18 protein-coding genes are annotated in these 16900 nt (G+C 53.0%); 13 read left to right on the top strand and 5 right to left on the bottom strand.

The annotated features are described in order from the left end of the window. Positions 1-11: 11 nt before the first annotated feature. Positions 12-1691, bottom strand: coding sequence for a methyl-accepting chemotaxis protein (locus B9L19_RS05980; protein WP_089113873.1), 1680 nt, complete (start codon positions 1689-1691; stop codon positions 12-14). Between the two features lie 266 nt (positions 1692-1957). Between B9L19_RS05980 and sodA the strand changes: the two genes are divergently transcribed. From sodA to pstB, 4 genes are all read left to right on the top strand, one after another. Then, complete coding sequence (gene sodA, locus B9L19_RS05985; RefSeq protein WP_011231937.1) at positions 1958-2572, top strand: superoxide dismutase SodA; 615 nt, start codon at positions 1958-1960, stop codon at positions 2570-2572. Positions 2573-2714: 142 nt separating this feature from the next. Beyond that, positions 2715-3998, top strand: coding sequence for an MFS transporter (locus B9L19_RS05990; RefSeq protein ID WP_047752784.1), 1284 nt, complete (start codon positions 2715-2717; stop codon positions 3996-3998). 72 nt (positions 3999-4070) lie between these two features. After that, positions 4071-6185 carry a peptidoglycan D,D-transpeptidase FtsI family protein gene (locus B9L19_RS05995; RefSeq protein WP_089113874.1) on the top strand — a complete coding sequence of 705 codons (2115 nt, stop codon included), beginning with the start codon at positions 4071-4073 and terminating at the stop codon, positions 6183-6185. Positions 6186-6503: 318 nt separating this feature from the next. Beyond that, positions 6504-7313 (top strand): phosphate ABC transporter ATP-binding protein PstB, encoded by an 810-nt coding sequence (pstB, locus tag B9L19_RS06000; RefSeq protein WP_128733412.1) that lies wholly within the window; start codon positions 6504-6506, stop codon positions 7311-7313. A 145-nt stretch (positions 7314-7458) separates the two neighbouring features. Here the strand turns inward: pstB and B9L19_RS06005 are convergent, their stop codons facing one another. Both B9L19_RS06005 and B9L19_RS06010 read right to left on the bottom strand, forming a co-directional pair. Then, complete coding sequence (locus B9L19_RS06005) at positions 7459-7908, bottom strand: endolytic transglycosylase MltG (protein ID WP_015375407.1); 450 nt, start codon at positions 7906-7908, stop codon at positions 7459-7461. Continuing rightward, positions 7905-8255 carry a sigma factor-like helix-turn-helix DNA-binding protein gene (locus B9L19_RS06010; protein ID WP_047752790.1) on the bottom strand — a complete coding sequence of 117 codons (351 nt, stop codon included), beginning with the start codon at positions 8253-8255 and terminating at the stop codon, positions 7905-7907. The genes B9L19_RS06005 and B9L19_RS06010 overlap by 4 nt, the downstream gene beginning before the upstream one ends. 157 nt (positions 8256-8412) lie before the next feature. On the opposite strand from B9L19_RS06010, the gene rpmG reads away from it, so the two are divergent. From rpmG to B9L19_RS06035, 5 genes are all read left to right on the top strand, one after another. Next, positions 8413-8562, top strand: a complete 150-nt coding sequence (gene rpmG / locus B9L19_RS06015) for a 50S ribosomal protein L33 (RefSeq protein WP_011231931.1) — start codon at positions 8413-8415, stop codon at positions 8560-8562. Positions 8563-8615: 53 nt separating this feature from the next. Then, a complete protein-coding gene (locus tag B9L19_RS06020) occupies positions 8616-9188 on the top strand; it encodes a 5-formyltetrahydrofolate cyclo-ligase (RefSeq protein WP_033024011.1) in 573 nt (190 codons plus the stop codon). Further along, positions 9178-9951 (top strand): DUF92 domain-containing protein, encoded by a 774-nt coding sequence (locus tag B9L19_RS06025; RefSeq protein WP_025948938.1) that lies wholly within the window; start codon positions 9178-9180, stop codon positions 9949-9951. Before B9L19_RS06020 ends, B9L19_RS06025 begins: the two co-directional genes overlap by 11 nt. A gap of 75 nt (positions 9952-10026) precedes the next feature. Continuing rightward, a complete protein-coding gene (locus tag B9L19_RS06030) occupies positions 10027-10206 on the top strand; it encodes a hypothetical protein (protein ID WP_025948939.1) in 180 nt (59 codons plus the stop codon). 143 nt (positions 10207-10349) lie between these two features. Next, positions 10350-11519 carry a rhomboid family intramembrane serine protease gene (locus tag B9L19_RS06035; RefSeq protein WP_033024012.1) on the top strand — a complete coding sequence of 390 codons (1170 nt, stop codon included), beginning with the start codon at positions 10350-10352 and terminating at the stop codon, positions 11517-11519. A 51-nt stretch (positions 11520-11570) separates the two neighbouring features. Here B9L19_RS06035 and B9L19_RS06040 read toward each other — a convergent pair whose 3' ends face one another. Then, a complete protein-coding gene (locus B9L19_RS06040; protein ID WP_025948941.1) occupies positions 11571-12434 on the bottom strand; it encodes a hypothetical protein in 864 nt (287 codons plus the stop codon). Between the two features lie 125 nt (positions 12435-12559). Between B9L19_RS06040 and B9L19_RS06045 the strand changes: the two genes are divergently transcribed. The 4 genes from B9L19_RS06045 (at position 12560) to B9L19_RS06060 (ending at position 16637) form a co-directional block, all read left to right on the top strand. Beyond that, complete coding sequence (locus tag B9L19_RS06045) at positions 12560-14023, top strand: spore germination protein (protein ID WP_025948942.1); 1464 nt, start codon at positions 12560-12562, stop codon at positions 14021-14023. A gap of 94 nt (positions 14024-14117) precedes the next feature. Continuing rightward, positions 14118-14330 carry a YqgQ family protein gene (locus B9L19_RS06050; RefSeq protein ID WP_025948943.1) on the top strand — a complete coding sequence of 71 codons (213 nt, stop codon included), beginning with the start codon at positions 14118-14120 and terminating at the stop codon, positions 14328-14330. A 7-nt stretch (positions 14331-14337) separates the two neighbouring features. After that, complete coding sequence (locus B9L19_RS06055) at positions 14338-15291, top strand: ROK family glucokinase (protein WP_025948944.1); 954 nt, start codon at positions 14338-14340, stop codon at positions 15289-15291. Between the two features lie 185 nt (positions 15292-15476). Beyond that, on the top strand, positions 15477-16637 hold the full coding sequence (locus tag B9L19_RS06060; protein ID WP_047752792.1) for a M14 family metallopeptidase: 1161 nt from the start codon (positions 15477-15479) through the stop codon (positions 16635-16637). Between the two features lie 34 nt (positions 16638-16671). Here B9L19_RS06060 and B9L19_RS06065 read toward each other — a convergent pair whose 3' ends face one another. Continuing rightward, positions 16672-16848, bottom strand: coding sequence for a DUF2759 domain-containing protein (locus tag B9L19_RS06065; RefSeq protein ID WP_011231921.1), 177 nt, complete (start codon positions 16846-16848; stop codon positions 16672-16674). Positions 16849-16900: the final 52 nt, after the last annotated feature.

Below are 16900 nucleotides of genomic sequence, written 5' to 3' on the forward strand. Positions count from 1 at the left end.
GTCTTCCCGCTTTAGTCAGAAGGCAAATGAAAGGTTTCAAGCAAGGCGCGCCATTGCAACACCCGTTCATTTAGTGCATCGGCTTCGGAACGAATGGCAGCCATGGCATTGTGCTGGTTGTCGGTAAAATGCGAAATTTGCTCCATCGACGAAGCGATCTGTTGGGCGACGGTGGCAATCTCTGCGATATGTTCACGCATTTCGCTGATTTGCTGCTCGGTAGCGGCGAATTGTTCTGAAATTTGCAACGTATGTGCGGATGAATGCAACACCATGGTGGTGATTTCTTCAAAGGCTTGTTGGCTTTCCGTGAACGTTTTTTTCGTTTCATCGAGTTGTTTTGCGCTTTCTTTCATCGATTGAACCGCGGCCTCGATTTGGCTTTGCACATCTTGGACAATGGATTGAATTTGTGCCAACGCTTGTCCTGTTTGCGCCGACAGCGCCCGGATTTCTTTCGCCACAACGGAGAACCCCCGGCCATGCTCCCCTGCTTTGGCTGCTTCAATGGCGGCGTTTAGGGCGAGCAAGTTCGTTTGTTCAGCGATGGTTCCGATCAGGGATAGAATGCTGGCAATATGACGTGAATGGTCTTTCAACGCATCGATCGTGTACATCGTGTTCGCAATGGATTGTTGCAGGTAAGCCATGTCGTTGCTTGCCCGCTCAACAAGTCGGTTGCCGCTTTCCGCTTGGGAATGGGCTTGTTCTGTGGAACGACGGGCTTCCTCCATTCGAAAGGACATTTGTTCCATTTCATCCGCCAGTTGTTGAAAAAAAGAGGCGATATCAGCCGATTTGCGCGCTTGTTGCTCTGCCCCGTACGCCGTGTCTGCCACCGCCGCTGCGATTTGTTCAGAAGCCGCTGTTGTCTCAGAGGATGTTTGGTTTAAAATGTTGGTAGCCGCTGCGATTTGTTCAGAGCTGAAGCGCATATGTTCGATCAGAACGGCCAAATTGCTGGACATCTGATGGAACCCATCGGTGAGGGCGAGAATATCTTTTGTCGCGGCATGCCATTCGATGCGCGACCGCCAATCGCCAGATCCAAGCCGTTCCATGGCTTGCTGGAGCCAAGCAATGGGGCGAGTGGCGCGGCGGATGATCCCCCATCCGGCGAGGCATACGGCTAAGATGGCGGCGACAGACCCTGCTAAGTTTGCTGCTTGTTGTTTCAAAAGCGGCCACAAATAATCCTTTTCTGGGATGGCAATCATGTAGACCGCTCCTTGCAAATCACTTGAACTAGAAAATGCAGCCAGCCATTGGTCTGTATGCAAAACACCTTGCTTCTTTTTCAATATATCGCGAACGAGCTGTTCAGGCAGTGTTTGGTTAGGCGAGGATGACCGTTTTGCCACCGTCTTTCCCGTTTTCGTTACAATCAATTGCACCGGATGAAGGTGTAAGGCGTGGAATTTCCGTTCATTTAACGTCAATGAATAATTCAGTTTTGGAGAAAATGCTTCATTGGTCGTTGTCGCTTTTAAAATAGAAATTTTTTTAACCATCGTTTCGCTTGATAGCTGCAACTGTTGTTGGATCGACTGAATCGCTGAATGGCGCCCTTGAATATAGCCGATTGAGGTGATGGCAAGGGCTGACAACGTTGTTGTGAGCACCATGGCCATCATGACAATGGTCTCAAGGCGAAAGGCGTTCCATAAAGAACCTGATCGTTTCGTTTCCATTTTCGCTGAGTTCCTCCTTAACTGGAAGCTATTTTATACTATAACTTGCCATTATGAAGAAATGGTCAACGTTGTGTTGAAAATATGTAAATAAAAAGCTCGTTCCCCCTCGCCCGCAACAGGGTTCGACGATATGTGTGTTGAAAATATGTAAACAAGAAGCGAGGACAAGCAAATCGATTGAAACATTGTGCCAACTTTGGTAAGCTAATTTCAAACGAACGCGTTGGCGTTCGTGTACATAAACCAAAAAGGAGGAGATCGGTATGCCATTTGAATTGCCAGCATTGCCGTATCCGTACGATGCCCTGGAGCCGCACATCGACAAGGAAACGATGAACATTCACCACACGAAGCACCATAACACATACGTTACAAATTTGAATGCGGCGCTTGAAGGGCATCCGGATTTGCAAAACAAATCGCTCGAAGAATTGCTCAGCAATTTGGAAGCCCTTCCGGAAAGCATTCGCACGGCGGTGCGCAACAACGGCGGCGGCCATGCGAACCACTCGCTTTTCTGGACGATTTTGTCGCCAAATGGCGGCGGTGAGCCGACGGGTGAGCTGGCTGAGGCGATCAACAAAAAATTCGGCAGCTTCACCGCGTTTAAAGACGAGTTTTCGAAAGCAGCGGCTGGCCGTTTCGGTTCTGGCTGGGCATGGCTTGTCGTGAACAACGGCGAGCTGGAAATTACGAGCACGCCGAACCAAGATTCGCCGATTATGGAAGGCAAAACGCCGATTCTCGGCTTGGACGTTTGGGAGCATGCGTACTACTTGAAATACCAAAACCGCCGTCCGGAATACATTGCCGCATTCTGGAACATTGTCAACTGGGACGAAGTGGCGAAACGGTACAGCGAAGCGAAAGCGAAGTAATCAACAAAGCGGGGCGAAACAAAGCGCCCCGCTTTTTTTAGCGACGGAGGGTGCAGGCAAAAGAAGCGGTTTTCTTCGCGCCGGGTGCATAGAGGCTGCGGAAACGGCCACACTACCGGATAGATGAAAAGGGGAGTTTGCAATGGCATTTTTCCAAAAACTAACCGGCCAAGAACAAGTGAACCGCGATTTGTTGCTTTTGCTTTGCATCGGTGGGTTTTACGCGCTCGGTGTTTCCCTGTCGAACACGTTTGTCAACATTTATTTATGGAAACAGACCGGCGATTTTCGCGATTTGGCATTGTACAACTTGGCGGTCGTCACGATGCAGCCGCTGACGTTTATTTTCGCCGGCCGGATGGCAAAACAAATTGACCGCATTCTCGTTTTGCGGCTTGGCGTGTCGTGTTTAGCCGTTTTTTTTGTCACTGTTTTGTTGGTCGGCTCTCGCGCCCATCAATATTTACTTTTTCTCGGTGCGCTGCTCGGCGTCGGCTATGGTTTTTATTGGCTGGCATTTAACGTGTTGACATTTGAAATTACCGAACCGGAGACGCGCGACTTTTTTAACGGTTTTTTCGGGGTGTTGACCTCATCAGCCGGCATGATCGGGCCGATTGCCGCCGGTTATATCATCTCATCTCTTCATGGAGCGAAAGGGTATACGTTCGTTTTCTCGCTGTCGCTCGGCTTGTTTCTTGTCGCTGTGCTGCTCAGCTTTTTCCTTAAGCGCCGTCCGGCAGCGGGGAAATATTTATTTTTCCGCATTTTAAAGGAACGGAATGAAAACCGGAACTGGCGGCTCATTACGAATGCCCACTTTTTTCAAGGATTGCGCGAAGGCACGTTTGTGTTTATCATTTCCGTGCTTGTGTATGTCACTTCTGGAAGTGAATGGGCGCTCGGCAAATTCGGGCTTGTCAACTCGTTTACATCGTTTATCGCCTATTATGCTGTCTCCCGGCTGATCAAGCGTGAATATCGGATGAAAGCGATTTTGCTGGGAGGAGCGTTGCTATACGGAGCGATTTTTTTAATCGTCTTCCATCCAACCTATCCGCGCCTCATTCTTTATGCCATCACGATCGCCATTGCGTATCCATTGCTGCTTGTTCCGTATTCCTCCTTGACGTTTGACGTCATCGGAAAGAGCTGGAAATCGGCCGAGGCGCGCGTCGAATACATCGTTGTCCGCGAATTGTTTTTAAACGCCGGACGGGTGGCGTCGATTCTTGCCTTTTTGGCGGCTGTGGCGCTCTTTGGCGAAGAAGCTGGCATTCGCGTGCTGATGTTTGTATGCGGAGCCGGGCATTTGGTGATTTATTGGTTTGTCCGCCGCATTCGCTTCACCGATGGCCATCCGGAGCGCGAGCGGCTTTTGCTTCGGCCGAAGCTGGCCGGCGAACGAGGCCGTTCGCCGGTGTGAGGGGCCAAGTTTTTCCCTAGCCATGCCCGCCTTTTTCTTTTACAATAGGGGGAGGGAAAGGAGGACCGGGGGATGAAACGGAAAAAGCGGGCGCAAGTGCCGATTCGGTTAAACATTTTGTTTTTCTTTGTCTTCTTGTTGTTTTCAGCGCTGATTTTGCGCCTTGGCGTCGTGCAGATCGTCTACGGTGAAGATTATCGGCGCGAAGTGGAGCGAACGCAGGATGAAATCGTCAGCACGCCGGTGCCGCGCGGCAAAATTTACGATCGATTCGGCCGCGTGATCGTCGACAACACACCGCAAAAGGCGATTACGTACACGCGTTCCAAAACGACTCAGCCGGAAGAAATATTGGACGTAGCAAGGAAACTCGCCCAATACATCGACATTCCCGATGCAGAGAAAAAAGTGACGGAGCGCGATATGAAAGATTATTGGATTTTGACCCATCCGGAAGAAGCCAAAAAGAAAGTGAGCGAACAAGAACGGAAAAAGCTCGCTGACCAAGGGCTGACACAAAAAGAGATCGACAAAAAGGTGTACGAATGGACGCTTGACCGCATCACCAAGCAAGATTTGGCGCAAATTTCGAAGTCGGAGCTTGAAGTGATCGCCATTAAACATGAGATGGAAAGCGGCTATGCGCTGACGCCGCAAACGGTCAAAAGCAAAGGAGTGACCGACCGCGAATATGCGGTCGTCAGCGAGCATTTGAGCGAGCTGCCCGGCGTCAATACGACGGTGGATTGGGACCGGAAATACGTGTATGACAACACATTCCGCTCTGTGCTCGGCAGTGTGACGGAAGAAGACGAAGGCGTTCCGCGCGAGCGGCTTGATTACTTTTTAGCCCGCGACTACAGCCGCAATGACCGCGTCGGCAAAAGCTATTTGGAGATGCAGTATGAAGAAGTGCTGCACGGCAAAAAGGCAAAAGTGAAAAACATTGTCGACAAATCGGGCAATGTCATCTCGGTTGAACAATTGTATCCAGGCGAGCGCGGCAAAGACCTCGTGTTGACCATCGATACTGAATTGCAACAAAAAGTCGAAGAGATTATTCAGCAGGAGATTTTGGCGACGAAGCGCAAAGGCCGGTCGCCGCTCTTGGACCGAGCGTTTGTCGTCATGATGAACCCGAAGACGGGCGAAGTGTTGGCGATGGCCGGCAAGCTTCTTCAAGATGGCAAATTTGTCGACTTTGCCATCGGCAACATCACGTCCGCCTATGCGATGGGATCGGCGGTGAAAGGGGCGACCGTTCTCACCGGCTTTCAAACCGGGGTGCTTCATCCGAATACGTATATCAAGGATGAGCCGCTGTATATTAAAGGAACCCCGGTGAAAAAATCATGGAAGACGATGGGGACGATCAACGAGCTGACGGCGCTCAAGCAGTCATCGAACGTCTATATGTTCAAAACAGCGATCGCCATCGGGGGCGGTGCGTATCGTCCGCACGCGCCGCTTCGCATCAATCCAGAGGCATTTACGACGATTCGCCACTATTTCAGCCAATTCGGCCTTGGCGTGAAAACGGGCATCGATTTGCCGAACGAACTTAGCGGCTTCCAAGGACAAAGCACGCGCGGCGGATTTTTGCTTGACTTAGCCATCGGCCAGTACGATATGTATACGCCGATGCAGCTGGCGCAATACGTCTCGACGATCGCCAACGGCGGCTATCGAATGAAGCCGCAGCTTGTCAAAGAAATTCGTGAGCCGTCGGCTGACGGAAAAAAACTTGGCCGAATCATGAAACAGTTTGAACCGGTTGTGCTCAACCGGATTGACATGAAGACGGAATACATCAAGCGGGTGCAAGAAGGATTCCGCCGTGTGATGCAAGAGCCGGGCGGAACGGCGTATTCGTACTTTGCGAGTGCTTCGTACAAGCCGGCCGGCAAAACGGGGACGGCAGAGGCGTTTTACGATGGACCGATCCAAAGCCGGCGGAATGATCCAACGTACAACTTGACGCTCGTTGGCTATGCGCCGTACAACGATCCAGAAGTGTCATTCGCTGTTGTTGTCCCGTGGGCGACGCAAGGAGAGAGCGACGGGATTAATGACCGGATCGGCCGCCGCATTTTGGACGCCTATTTTGAATTGAAAGCGAAGCGAGCCGCTGAAGGCGGGAGCAGCTTCGATGTGCAAGGCGGCGCGGAGGCCGCCGATGCGCGCTGACAGGAAAGGCGCCTAGCTAGGCGCCTCTTTTTTTGCGCTTGCAAAAAAATGGATCTTCACCAAAAGTTGTACTTGATTTTTTCTGAACATACCCTATTTACGCTTGGGAGGGAAAATCAGCACGTTTTGCATAAACCGTATTGTTTGTCAAGTGCATGTTGTGGTGAAGAGCCAAAAAAATGATGTTTGTTTACAAAAACTTTACATACGGTCCACACAGCGTTAACGATCGTTTTGTATGCTCATGATAGGAAAAACTCGATCTTCCGCTGCCAGTGAGGGCGGAAGGAAATGAAAGGAGTCACGCCGATGAGGACGATGGCGGTGGTGGAGCGCCGAAAAGAGGACATTCCTTCGGCTCAGTTGGTGACAAAAGAGGTCGTTTACGAAACGAATGGACTGAACGTATGGTATGGAGAGCATCATGCGTTAAAACATATTCACCTGTCTTTTTATGAACGCGAGATTACGGCGATTATCGGCCCGTCAGGATGCGGCAAGTCAACCTATATCAAAACGCTCAATCGAATGATCGAGCTCATTCCAAACGTCCGGCTCGAAGGGGAGATTTTGTATCGCGGCCGCCGCATTTTTGACACGTCATACCCTGTTGAACAGCTGCGGACGCAAGTGGGGATGGTGTTTCAAAAGCCCAACCCGTTTCCAAAGTCGATTTATGACAACGTCGCCTATGGGCCGCGCATTCATGGGATCCGCGACCGGCGGCTGCTCGATGAGATCGTCGAAAAAAGCTTGCGCCAAGCGGCGCTCTGGGAGGAAGTCAAAGATCGGCTTCATGAAAATGCCCTCGGTTTATCGGGCGGCCAACAGCAGCGGCTGTGCATCGCCCGCTGTTTGGCCGTCGAGCCCGATGTCATTTTAATGGATGAGCCGACATCAGCGCTCGATCCGATTTCGACAGCGAAGGTCGAGGAGTTGATGGGCGAATTGAAAACAAAATACAGCATCATCATTGTCACGCATAATATGCAGCAGGCGGCTCGCATTTCTGATCGGACAGCGTTTTTCTTAAACGGAGAAGTCATTGAGTACGGCGAGACAAAAATGTTGTTTTCTCGCCCCGCTGATCAACGGACGGCGGATTATATCGCTGGGCGGTTCGGATGATAAAAGCGGACGGAGGGCGTCAGGCATGACGGACAAAAAGTTCGTTTCAAATAAAGATGTGTTTCTTTCAAAAAATGCTGTTTGATGCGCAGACACAGCCTTAAGAAAAGGTGTCCCGGTCCTTTGGGAGGGACACCTTCTTTCGTTATGGTTCGGCAATCAAACGGCCGATCGCTGCGTAGTCCATATCGCTCCGCACGTTGTAGACGCCGGGGCGGATGGAGCGCGTCAGCCCATGTTGTTCCAAGTAGTCGTTGAAGGCGCGGGCGCTTTGAACGATGCCAGCCTCTTCAAGTTCGCGGGCAAATGTCTCTGGTGTATCTCCTTTTTGAATAACGAGTCGATAGACGTAAACGGTTTGCCCTGATGGTTCGGACATCTGCTTGGACGCCGCTTTCGGAGCGGCATTCGGCTGAGCGCTGCGGAGCCTGTCGTATTCCTCTTTCGCCACGGCGACAAGCCCATGCTGTTTGAGAAACGTCTTGATTTCCGCTTCCGTCGGTGCAGCCGGGGGTGAAGCGTAATACGAGGCGCCGATCAGTGCTGTCGATGCAAGCAACCCGAGGGCAAACGAACGCATGGATCGCTTGTTCATCGGCGCAACCTCCTTACCGCCCGCTCGACTTCCGCAACGGTCAGCCCCGTCTCACGGGCGATGTCTTCGAGCGGGAATCCTTGTTTATGCAAAAACAAGATGCGCCGATCGGCCGGCGACAACGATCCGTCAAGCCGCAGCGAAGCGGACCGTTGCCGCTCCGGAATGAGGAGCTCCTCCTCGATGACTTGCAGCCGCTTTTTGATCTGGTACGTTTCTTGCGCCAGGGAAACGGTCAAATGATCAATTTGTTCTTCGAGCGGTTTCAGATCATCTTTCGCAAAAAAGGAAAGAACAAGGAGAATAATGGCTAGAGCTGCCAAAGCGATGATTGCGTATTCTACCACATGCATCCCTCCCCTTTTCACTATACCATATCGTTCTCTGCTTGTGGCGCTCTTATTGAACAAAGATGAAATTTAAAGGTGGAAATCGCCGAAGAAAAATGGTATCATAGAAAGGTCTGATTATATAAAGTATAAAGCTCGTTTGGAGGGAAAAAAGATGCGCGTGAACATTACATTGGCATGCACAGAATGCGGCGAACGCAACTATATTACATCGAAAAATAAACGCAACAACCCAGAGCGTTTGGAATTGAAAAAATATTGCCCGCGCGATCGCAAAGTCACGTTGCACCGCGAAACGAAGTAAGCAGTGGGAAGATGATTCCTGCTGCTTTTTGTCTTTATGGGAGGAAGGGGAAGATGATGGACGGTAAACAGGAATGGCGCCAGCGCATGTTGAATCAGCTTCGGCAGCTTAAAGCGGCAGAAAAAGAGAGGTACGATCGGCAAATCGCCGCTCATTTATATCGGTGGCCATTATGGCAAACGGCGCGGACGATCGCCATGACGGTGTCGAGAGAGACGGAAGTCAACACCTTGCCGATCATGGAACAGGCGTGGCGGGAAGGAAAAACGATCGGCGTCCCAAAATGTGATCCGAGGGCGAAAACGATGTCCTTTCGGCGGCTTGAGTCGTTTGCTCAGCTCGAAAAAGCGTACGCGGGATTGTTGGAGCCGATTGAAGACCAAACAACGCCGATCGACCGCGATGAGTTTGATCTCATCATTGTCCCGGGGGTCTGTTTTGCCAAAACCGGCTACCGGATCGGCTATGGCGGCGGGTATTACGACCGATATTTACGGGGAGCTTCGGCGGTGACGGCAGCGCTGGCTTACTCCTTTCAAGTGATGGACGACATTCCGGCCGAGGAGCATGATGTGCCGGTGAAATTCATTATTACGGATCAAGGAGTTCTTCACTGTGAGCGATGAATGGTGGTATATCGCGGTCTCTGCCCTCGCCGCCGGCGGAGGATGGCTGTTGCGCTCGTTGTCCATATCAGGAGCGGCGGTAGCCATTGTCATCGGCGCAGCGGTTGGATGCGGCTTTTCATGGGGCGGAATATGGGTGTTAGGCTGCTTTTTTGTCAGCTCCAGCTTCTTTAGCCACATCGGAAAGCAACGCAAGGCAAAACTGTCTGAAAAATTGGCGAAAGGCGGGCGGCGCGATGCCATCCAAGTGTTGGCCAATGGCGGGGTGCCGGCCGTGTTGGCGCTATTGGCCGCTGTCCGTCCCGACCCGATTTGGGATGATCTGTTTGTTGTCGCCGTCGCTGCAGCGAACGCCGATACCTGGGCGTCTGAAATCGGTTCTTTAAGCCCGTGGCCGCCTCGGGTTTGGCCGAGTTTTCGGCCGGTGGAAGCCGGCACCTCAGGGGCTGTGACGCTCCTTGGCACGGCTGCTTCGTTTGCCGGCGCACTGTTTATTGCGGCTGTTGGCGTGTTTTTTCTCGACGTCCGACCCGTTTTTACTCTTGCCTTTTTCGGTTGGCTCGGCAGCTGGTTTGATACGTGGCTTGGCGCGGCTTGGCAAGCGGCTTACCGCTGTCCGGCATGCGGGGCGACGACTGAGCGGAAACGGCATTGCGGGCAGGCGACCATTCATATGAAAGGCTGGCGGTGGCTTGACAATGATGCGGTGAACGTTCTTTCCGTCATCTTTGCGGTGCTGGCCGCCTTCGTGTTGGCGCGTTAGGCGCGCCCCGCTTCATATTTGGAGAGAAAAAGGGAAAAAGAATAACGAGCATGTCATATGATAGGAGGAACAACGATGAATAAATGGTCGTACTCGCTGCTTGTCGTTGCCGCTGGATGTCTTGCTTACCGCTATCGCTACCGAATGGCCGCCTTCGCATTGCGCGTTCCGCCGTTGCGAAAGCAACTTGTCCGATTTGCGCTCCACATTCCTCCTGTGCGCAACGCCCTTGTTTCGCAACTGTTGCGTCCATGATGCAATAGCCGTGAATCATTTTTGAAGAAGTCGGTTATGAAAAAAACCGGCCCATTCGCTCCGGTTTGCCGGACGGTCGATGAGTTGGCTTTGTTGCTGTTTGTCGGACTTGGCCTCGCCAGGGAAAGGGAGAGGAGAACGTGATGGGAACGATGGATGTACTGTTTTGGCAGCTTGTTCAGCGTTTGTCTCGCGGCGGCTACCGCATCGTACGGATGTCTGAGCAGGCCGATGAAGTATGGCTGGAATCAAACCATTGGCGTCGCCCAACACTCATCCGCCTCGTGCGCGCTGATTTTGATTGGAGCCGATCGTTGCGCCTTGATATGGAATATACATGGCAATTCGTTCAGCAAATGAGGGGATGGAATTTCAGCAAAGCGGGCCGGGTCATCAATGTTTATGTGATGGCGTATCCGCCGGTTGACGATTGGGAATTTCTTGTCGCCGAGCCGTTGCCGCTCTCTGGAGTGTCCGATGGCGTGCTTCATACGCTCCTCCTTCACAGCGGCAATATGGGGGACGTGCTGCCGCGGCTTGCGGAGATGACGGGTGTTGCGCTCCGTTTTGAGCCGCCTGTGGAAACGTCCGATCCGTTTGTTGCCGCCGAGCGCTTAAAGCGTGAGGTGGTCCGCGAATGGCGGCGCCGCCGTGAGGAGGAACGGCGCATTTTTGAGTATGGCAAGCCGATGTTCACCCGGCTGTTCATCGTCGTGCAGGTTGCGATGTTTTTGGTTCTCGAATGGAGCGGCGGGAGCACGAATCCGGATGTGTTGATCCACTACGGCGCCAAATTCAATCCGCTCATTGAGGCGGGAGAATGGTGGCGGCTGTTGACGCCCATGTTTTTGCATATTGGTTTTTTGCATCTGCTGACCAACACGCTCGCCTTGTATTATTTAGGGATCACGGTTGAGCGGCTGTACGGCTCGCTTCGCTTTTTGTTCATTTACGTAACGGCTGGATTTTTCGGAGCGCTGGCGAGTTTTTTGTTTACACCATCATTATCGGCCGGGGCGTCGGGAGCCATTTTCGGGCTGTTCGGGGCTCTTCTTTACTTCGGCACTGTCTACCGGCATTTATTTTTTCGAACGATGGGGATGAGCGTCATCAGTTTAATCATCGTCAACCTGTTGTTTGGCCTGCTTGTTCCCGGCATCGACAACGCCGGCCATATCGGAGGACTGGTTGGCGGTTTTTTGGCGGCTGGCGTCGTTCATTTGCCAAAACACACTGCTTTAGGGCGGCAGGCGGGAGCGTTGGCGGTGTCGGCGTTGCTTGTCGCCGCTGGCTTATGGATCGGATTTCGGTAAACGCCCCCCACTTCGCTTTGTTTGAAGTGGGAGGCCTCTTTTCGAAATGTGTTAAAGAAGTTGCACGAGCATCACTTTTTCCCCAGTTTTCGCTTCAATGAGAACGAAGAGCCTGTTGTAATCTTTGCGAATGAGAATGAGCGGCATCGTGCTGCCGATTGGCGAGAGGATGGATCCATCCTCTTTTTTTATGCCAAGAATGTACGACTTGTACAATCCTTCCCAAAGACGGCCGATGACGGTTTGCGTTTTGGCCGTTGACAACCCCGGCAACGGTTGTTCCGTGTAGGCGACGAGCTCCGGCAAATAAAGGGCGTAATAATCTTTCTTTGACAAAGAAAAGTGGGTGAGCAGCTCGTCCGCTTTATGACGAAGAAATTCATTCGTGGCTTTGTTCAAGACGCGCTGCCATTCGCGCTCGTCATCTGTTCTTGGCCGCCGGAACGATGTGCGCGGATGGTACGGTGAGTCAATGACGTACAAATAGCTGCTTGACATCGTTTGGCTGCTTGTGATGTTCTCTCCTGTATGCAGCTCGCCGTGATGGAACGAGACGGCTTGAAAAAAGCGGCTGTCCCGCATCCGGACCGTCTTTTCCATGTCGATCGCATCTGTGTTTGTTTTCCATTTCGACAGCACATCGGCCAAGCGGCCATCGGTAAACAACAACGAGACGTCCTGACGCAAATAGGCGCGGCGGTTTAAAATGGAGGCGGCTGACCAGCGGAGCGCGTAGCGTCCGGGTTCATTGTCGCCCTCAAGCGCAAGCGATGTTTTCGCTTCGATGAACGCCGCTTCGTGATCAAGTGGGAAAAACTTGATCGTTTCAGCGGTCTGATCGTGCTCCCACAGCGAGGCGAGCGCGGCGGCAAGGAAAAAAGCAAGCGCCATGAAGGGGATCATCCATCGTTTCATGACATCCTCCCGGATTGGACAAGGTTTTCACCAATATATGCATCGCAAGGAACATTTATGTATGAATGTCCTCATGCTTGTCTATGATGGGGAGTATACAGTGCAAACGATGCAGGGGGATGGCGATGGAGAAACAGATGCCCAAACGCCTGGCGTCCCGCCGCCTTCACGACAATGCATCCTACTTAGCCGAACGGCTTGGAGTCGGCAAGAGCTTCGATGTCATTCGCCTTGACGTCGAATATGGCGGCCGGGCGATGGCGCTGTTTATGATTGACGGATTTGTCAAAGACGATATTTTGCATGATTTGATGAGATATTTGTCTCGGCTTGAGGAACACGAATTGGACGTTCACCCGCTTGAGAAGCTCCTGAAAAAATATCTTCCGTACGTCGAGATCGGACAGACAGACGACTTGGAAGAAGCGGTTGCGATGGTGCTTGCTGGGCCGACGGCATTAGTCGTTGACGGCGTTGAGCGGATCATTTTGATTGACGCCCGCACGTATCCGGTGCGCGGGCCGCAAGAGCCGGATACGGAACGGGTCGTACGCGGGGCGCGCGACGGTTTTGTCGAGACGATCGTCTTTAACACCGCGCTCATCCGTCGCCGCGTCCGCGACCCTTCCTTGCGCATGGAGTACGTGCAGGTGGCGCGGCGCTCGAAGACCGATATTTGCATTTGCTATATCGAGGAAATCGCCGACCCAGAACTCGTTCGCCGCGTTCGGGAATCGATTGCCGCCATTGACACAGACGGGCTGGTTATGGCTGAGAAAACGGTGGAAGAGTTTATTTCCGGCCGGCATTGGAATCCGTACCCGGTTGTCCGCTATACGGAACGCCCCGATACGGCAGCGGCCCATTTGTATGAAGGCCATGTGCTTGTGATCGTCGATGGATCGCCAAGTGTCATTATTACCCCGGCAACGTTTTGGCATCATTTGCAGCACGCTGAAGAGTACCGGAATAAGCCGATCGTCGGGGCGTATTTGCGGCTCGTCCGCTTTCTGGCTGTTTGGGCGTCGGTGTTTTTGCTGCCCCTTTGGTATTTGCTCATGATCGAGCCGGAACTGTTGCCGGGGCCGCTTCAGTTTTTGGGAAAGGCCAAATTGGGAGACATTCCGCTGTTTGCACAAATTTTGATGATTGAAATCGGGATGGATATGCTGCGAATGGCCGCCATTCATACACCGTCTTCGCTGGCGACCGCGCTCGGCCTCGTCGCTGCGCTGATGATCGGCGGCATCGCGGTGGAAGTTGGACTCTTTTCCAATGAAGTGATTTTGTATTTTTCTGTCACGGCCATCGGTACGTTTGCGACGCCCAGCTATGAAATGAGCTTGGCGAACCGGCTCGTCCGCATTGCCTTGCTCATTTTGTCGGGCCTGTTCGGCCTGTACGGTTACGTCATCGGCATCACCGTTTGGATCCTTGCTTTGGCGCGGATGACGTCATTTGGCGTTCCGTACTTATGGCCATTCATCCCGTTCTCCTACCGAGCAATGCGCGACGTGCTCATCCGGTCGCCGATGCCGCTCAAAAACCGGCGGCCGTCGATTCTTCACCCGCGCGACCCTGACCGCTGACGCAGGTGCTGATGTTAGCGCCTGCGTTTTTTGTCTTGACGGCTGCGTCCGTTTGCCGCTACATTAAAAGAGGAAAAAAGGAGAATGAGTGGCCATGAAGACCGTATATGACGTTCAGCAGCTGTTGAAGCAGTTCGGCACGATCATTTACGTGGGCGATCGGCTTGCTGATTTGGAGCTGATGGAAGAGGAAGTGAAAGAGCTGTACCAGTCCCAGCTGATCGATGCGAAACAGCTGCAAGCCGCTTTGTTTATTTTGCGGCAGGAAGCGCAAATGGAGCGGGAAAAACGGATGAAAAAAGGATGAGGATGCAATGGAACCATGGTTGGTAGGCATTGACCTCGGGGGCACGACAATCAAAATGGCGTTTGTCACCACCGAGGGTGACATCGTGCACAAATGGGAAATTCCGACGAACACCGCCAATCGCGGTGAGCATATCGTCGCTGACATTGCCCGATCGCTTGAAAAGACGCTCGCCCAGCTCGGCGGAGCGAAAGAGAGGCTGCTTGCCGCCGGCATCGGCGCCCCCGGACCGGTCGAAGAGGAAACCGGCATGTTGTATGAGACGGTCAATATAGGGTGGACGAATTATCCATTGAAGCAACGGCTGGAAGAGGCGACGGGGCTGCCCGTTTCGGTCGATAATGACGCCAATCTCGCCGCGCTTGGCGAAATGTGGAAAGGAGCAGGGGGAGGAGCGCGCCATTTGTTGTTTGTGACGCTTGGCACCGGCGTTGGCGGCGGTGTGATTGCCAACGGCGCCATTGTGCGCGGCATAAACGGCGCCGGCGGAGAGATCGGACATATGACGATGATCCCTGATGGCGGCGCCCGTTGCAACTGCGGCAAAACCGGATGTTTGGAAACGATTGCGTCCGCCACCGGCATCGTGCGGATCGCCAAGGAGAAATTGGCCGCAGATGAGCGTCCGAGTGAGCTTCGCAACGGGGATGTGACGGCCAAAGCGGTGTTTGACGCCGCCAAAGCGGGCGATGCGTTGGCATTGGAAGTGGTCGATGAAGCAACGTACTATCTTGGTTGGGCGTTGGCGAATGCCGCCAATGTGACGAATCCGGAGAAAATCGTGATCGGCGGCGGCGTGTCCAAGGCGGGTGACATGCTTGTTGAGCGCGTGGCCGTCCATTTCCGCCGCTTCGCGTTCCCGCGCGTCGCCGCTGGGGCGAAGCTTGTTTTAGCGACGCTTGGCAACGATGCCGGCGTCATCGGCGCCGCTTGGCTGGCGAAAGAGCTTGTCGGCGCGTAAACAACGGAAGGTGTCCCAAAAAGGTTGGGGCGCCTTTTCTTATTGTTGGATGATATATGAGATGGGAACGAACTTTGAAGAAGGAGATATTTGCGAACATTCGTGCACTGTCGCCTGCCAGGCGCTCATTTTTTGCCGTTTGCCGGCATATGGTAAGGTAAAGAAATGGGAAGGGGAGACGGCACATGCACCTTCAAGCATGGCCTGGCGATACGTTTGAAACATATGGACGATGGTTTTCGGTGCCGATGGAACTGATCATCGATTCGAATCCGCATGTCAAAGAGGGATTGCGCCCTGGAGAGATCGTTGCCATCCCGGGATACGCGCCGATCGATACGTGGGAAGCGCTCGCTGACTGTCTATCGCTGCCGACGGAGGTGCTGCGGCGGCTGCCGGGGGCGATGGCGGTCATTAACGGAACAGCGCCGTTGCCGAAGCGGATTTCGTCCCCGGTCGTCCACAGCGTCCGTCCGTACGATTTTGCCGCTTTGATGGAGGATATCACCACCCTCGTCTGTCGCTATCCATTTGTGCGCCAGCGGACGATCGGCCATAGCGTTCTCGGCTTGCCGCTCGTTGAACTGCAAATCGGCCGAGGACCGGTGCGCGTGCATATGAACGGATCATTCCATGCGAATGAGTGGATCACGACGGCCGTGATCATGGCGCTCATCGACGAGTACGCGAGGGCGTTGGTGAATGATGACGAGCTTGCTGGCCATCGGGTGCTTGATTATTACCGTAAAGTGACTCTTTCCGTTGTGCCGATGGTCAATCCCGACGGTGTCAATCTTGTGCTGAACGGCCCGCCGGAAGAAGAGCTGCATCGGAGCGAAGTCGTCTGCATCAACGGTGGATCACTCGACTTTTCGCAATGGAAAGCGAACATCCGCGGCGTTGATTTAAACAATCAATTCCCAGCTAACTGGGAAATAGAACAGACCCGCAAACCGCCGAAAGCGCCGGCACCGCGTGATTTTCCAGGATTCGCCCCGCTTACGGAGCCGGAGGCAAAAGCGATGGCGGCGCTCGCCGAGTCAGGCGATTTTGCGATGGTCGTCGCGTTTCATACACAAGGCAAGGAAATTTATTGGGGATATGAAGGGTTCGAGCCGCCGGAGGCGAAGGCAACGGTTCAGGCGATGGCCGAGGCAAGCGGCTACCAGGCTGTTCGCTACATTGACAGCCATGCCGGCTACCGCGATTGGTTCATTCAAACGTGGAAGCGGCGCGGCTACACCGTAGAGCTCGGTGAGGGTGTCAATCCGTTGCCGCTCTCGCAGTTTGCACGAATATACCGCGACAGTCTCGGCCTGTTTTTAGCAGCGCTCAAAATGGCATAAAAAACGCAAGAGGCATGATTGGCCTCTTGCGTTTTCAGTGCGTGCCGGTTGGAATGCCATGATGCAAAATGGTCATAATGGTAAACCAGCCGAATACGGCGGTAGTGGCAAGTCCAAACAAAAATCCGAGCACGTTTTTCTCGCGCAATGTACGGAGCATTCCATAAAGGGCAAGCAGCGTTACAAGTGCAAAAATAATGACCGTACCCATCGTTTTACCCCCTCATGAAACAGTATGTACAAACGTGTCCATTCTTTTTCAT

Source organism: Geobacillus thermocatenulatus, from assembly GCF_002217655.1.
In the GTDB taxonomy this organism is placed as follows: Bacteria; Bacillota; Bacilli; order Bacillales; family Anoxybacillaceae; genus Geobacillus; species Geobacillus thermocatenulatus.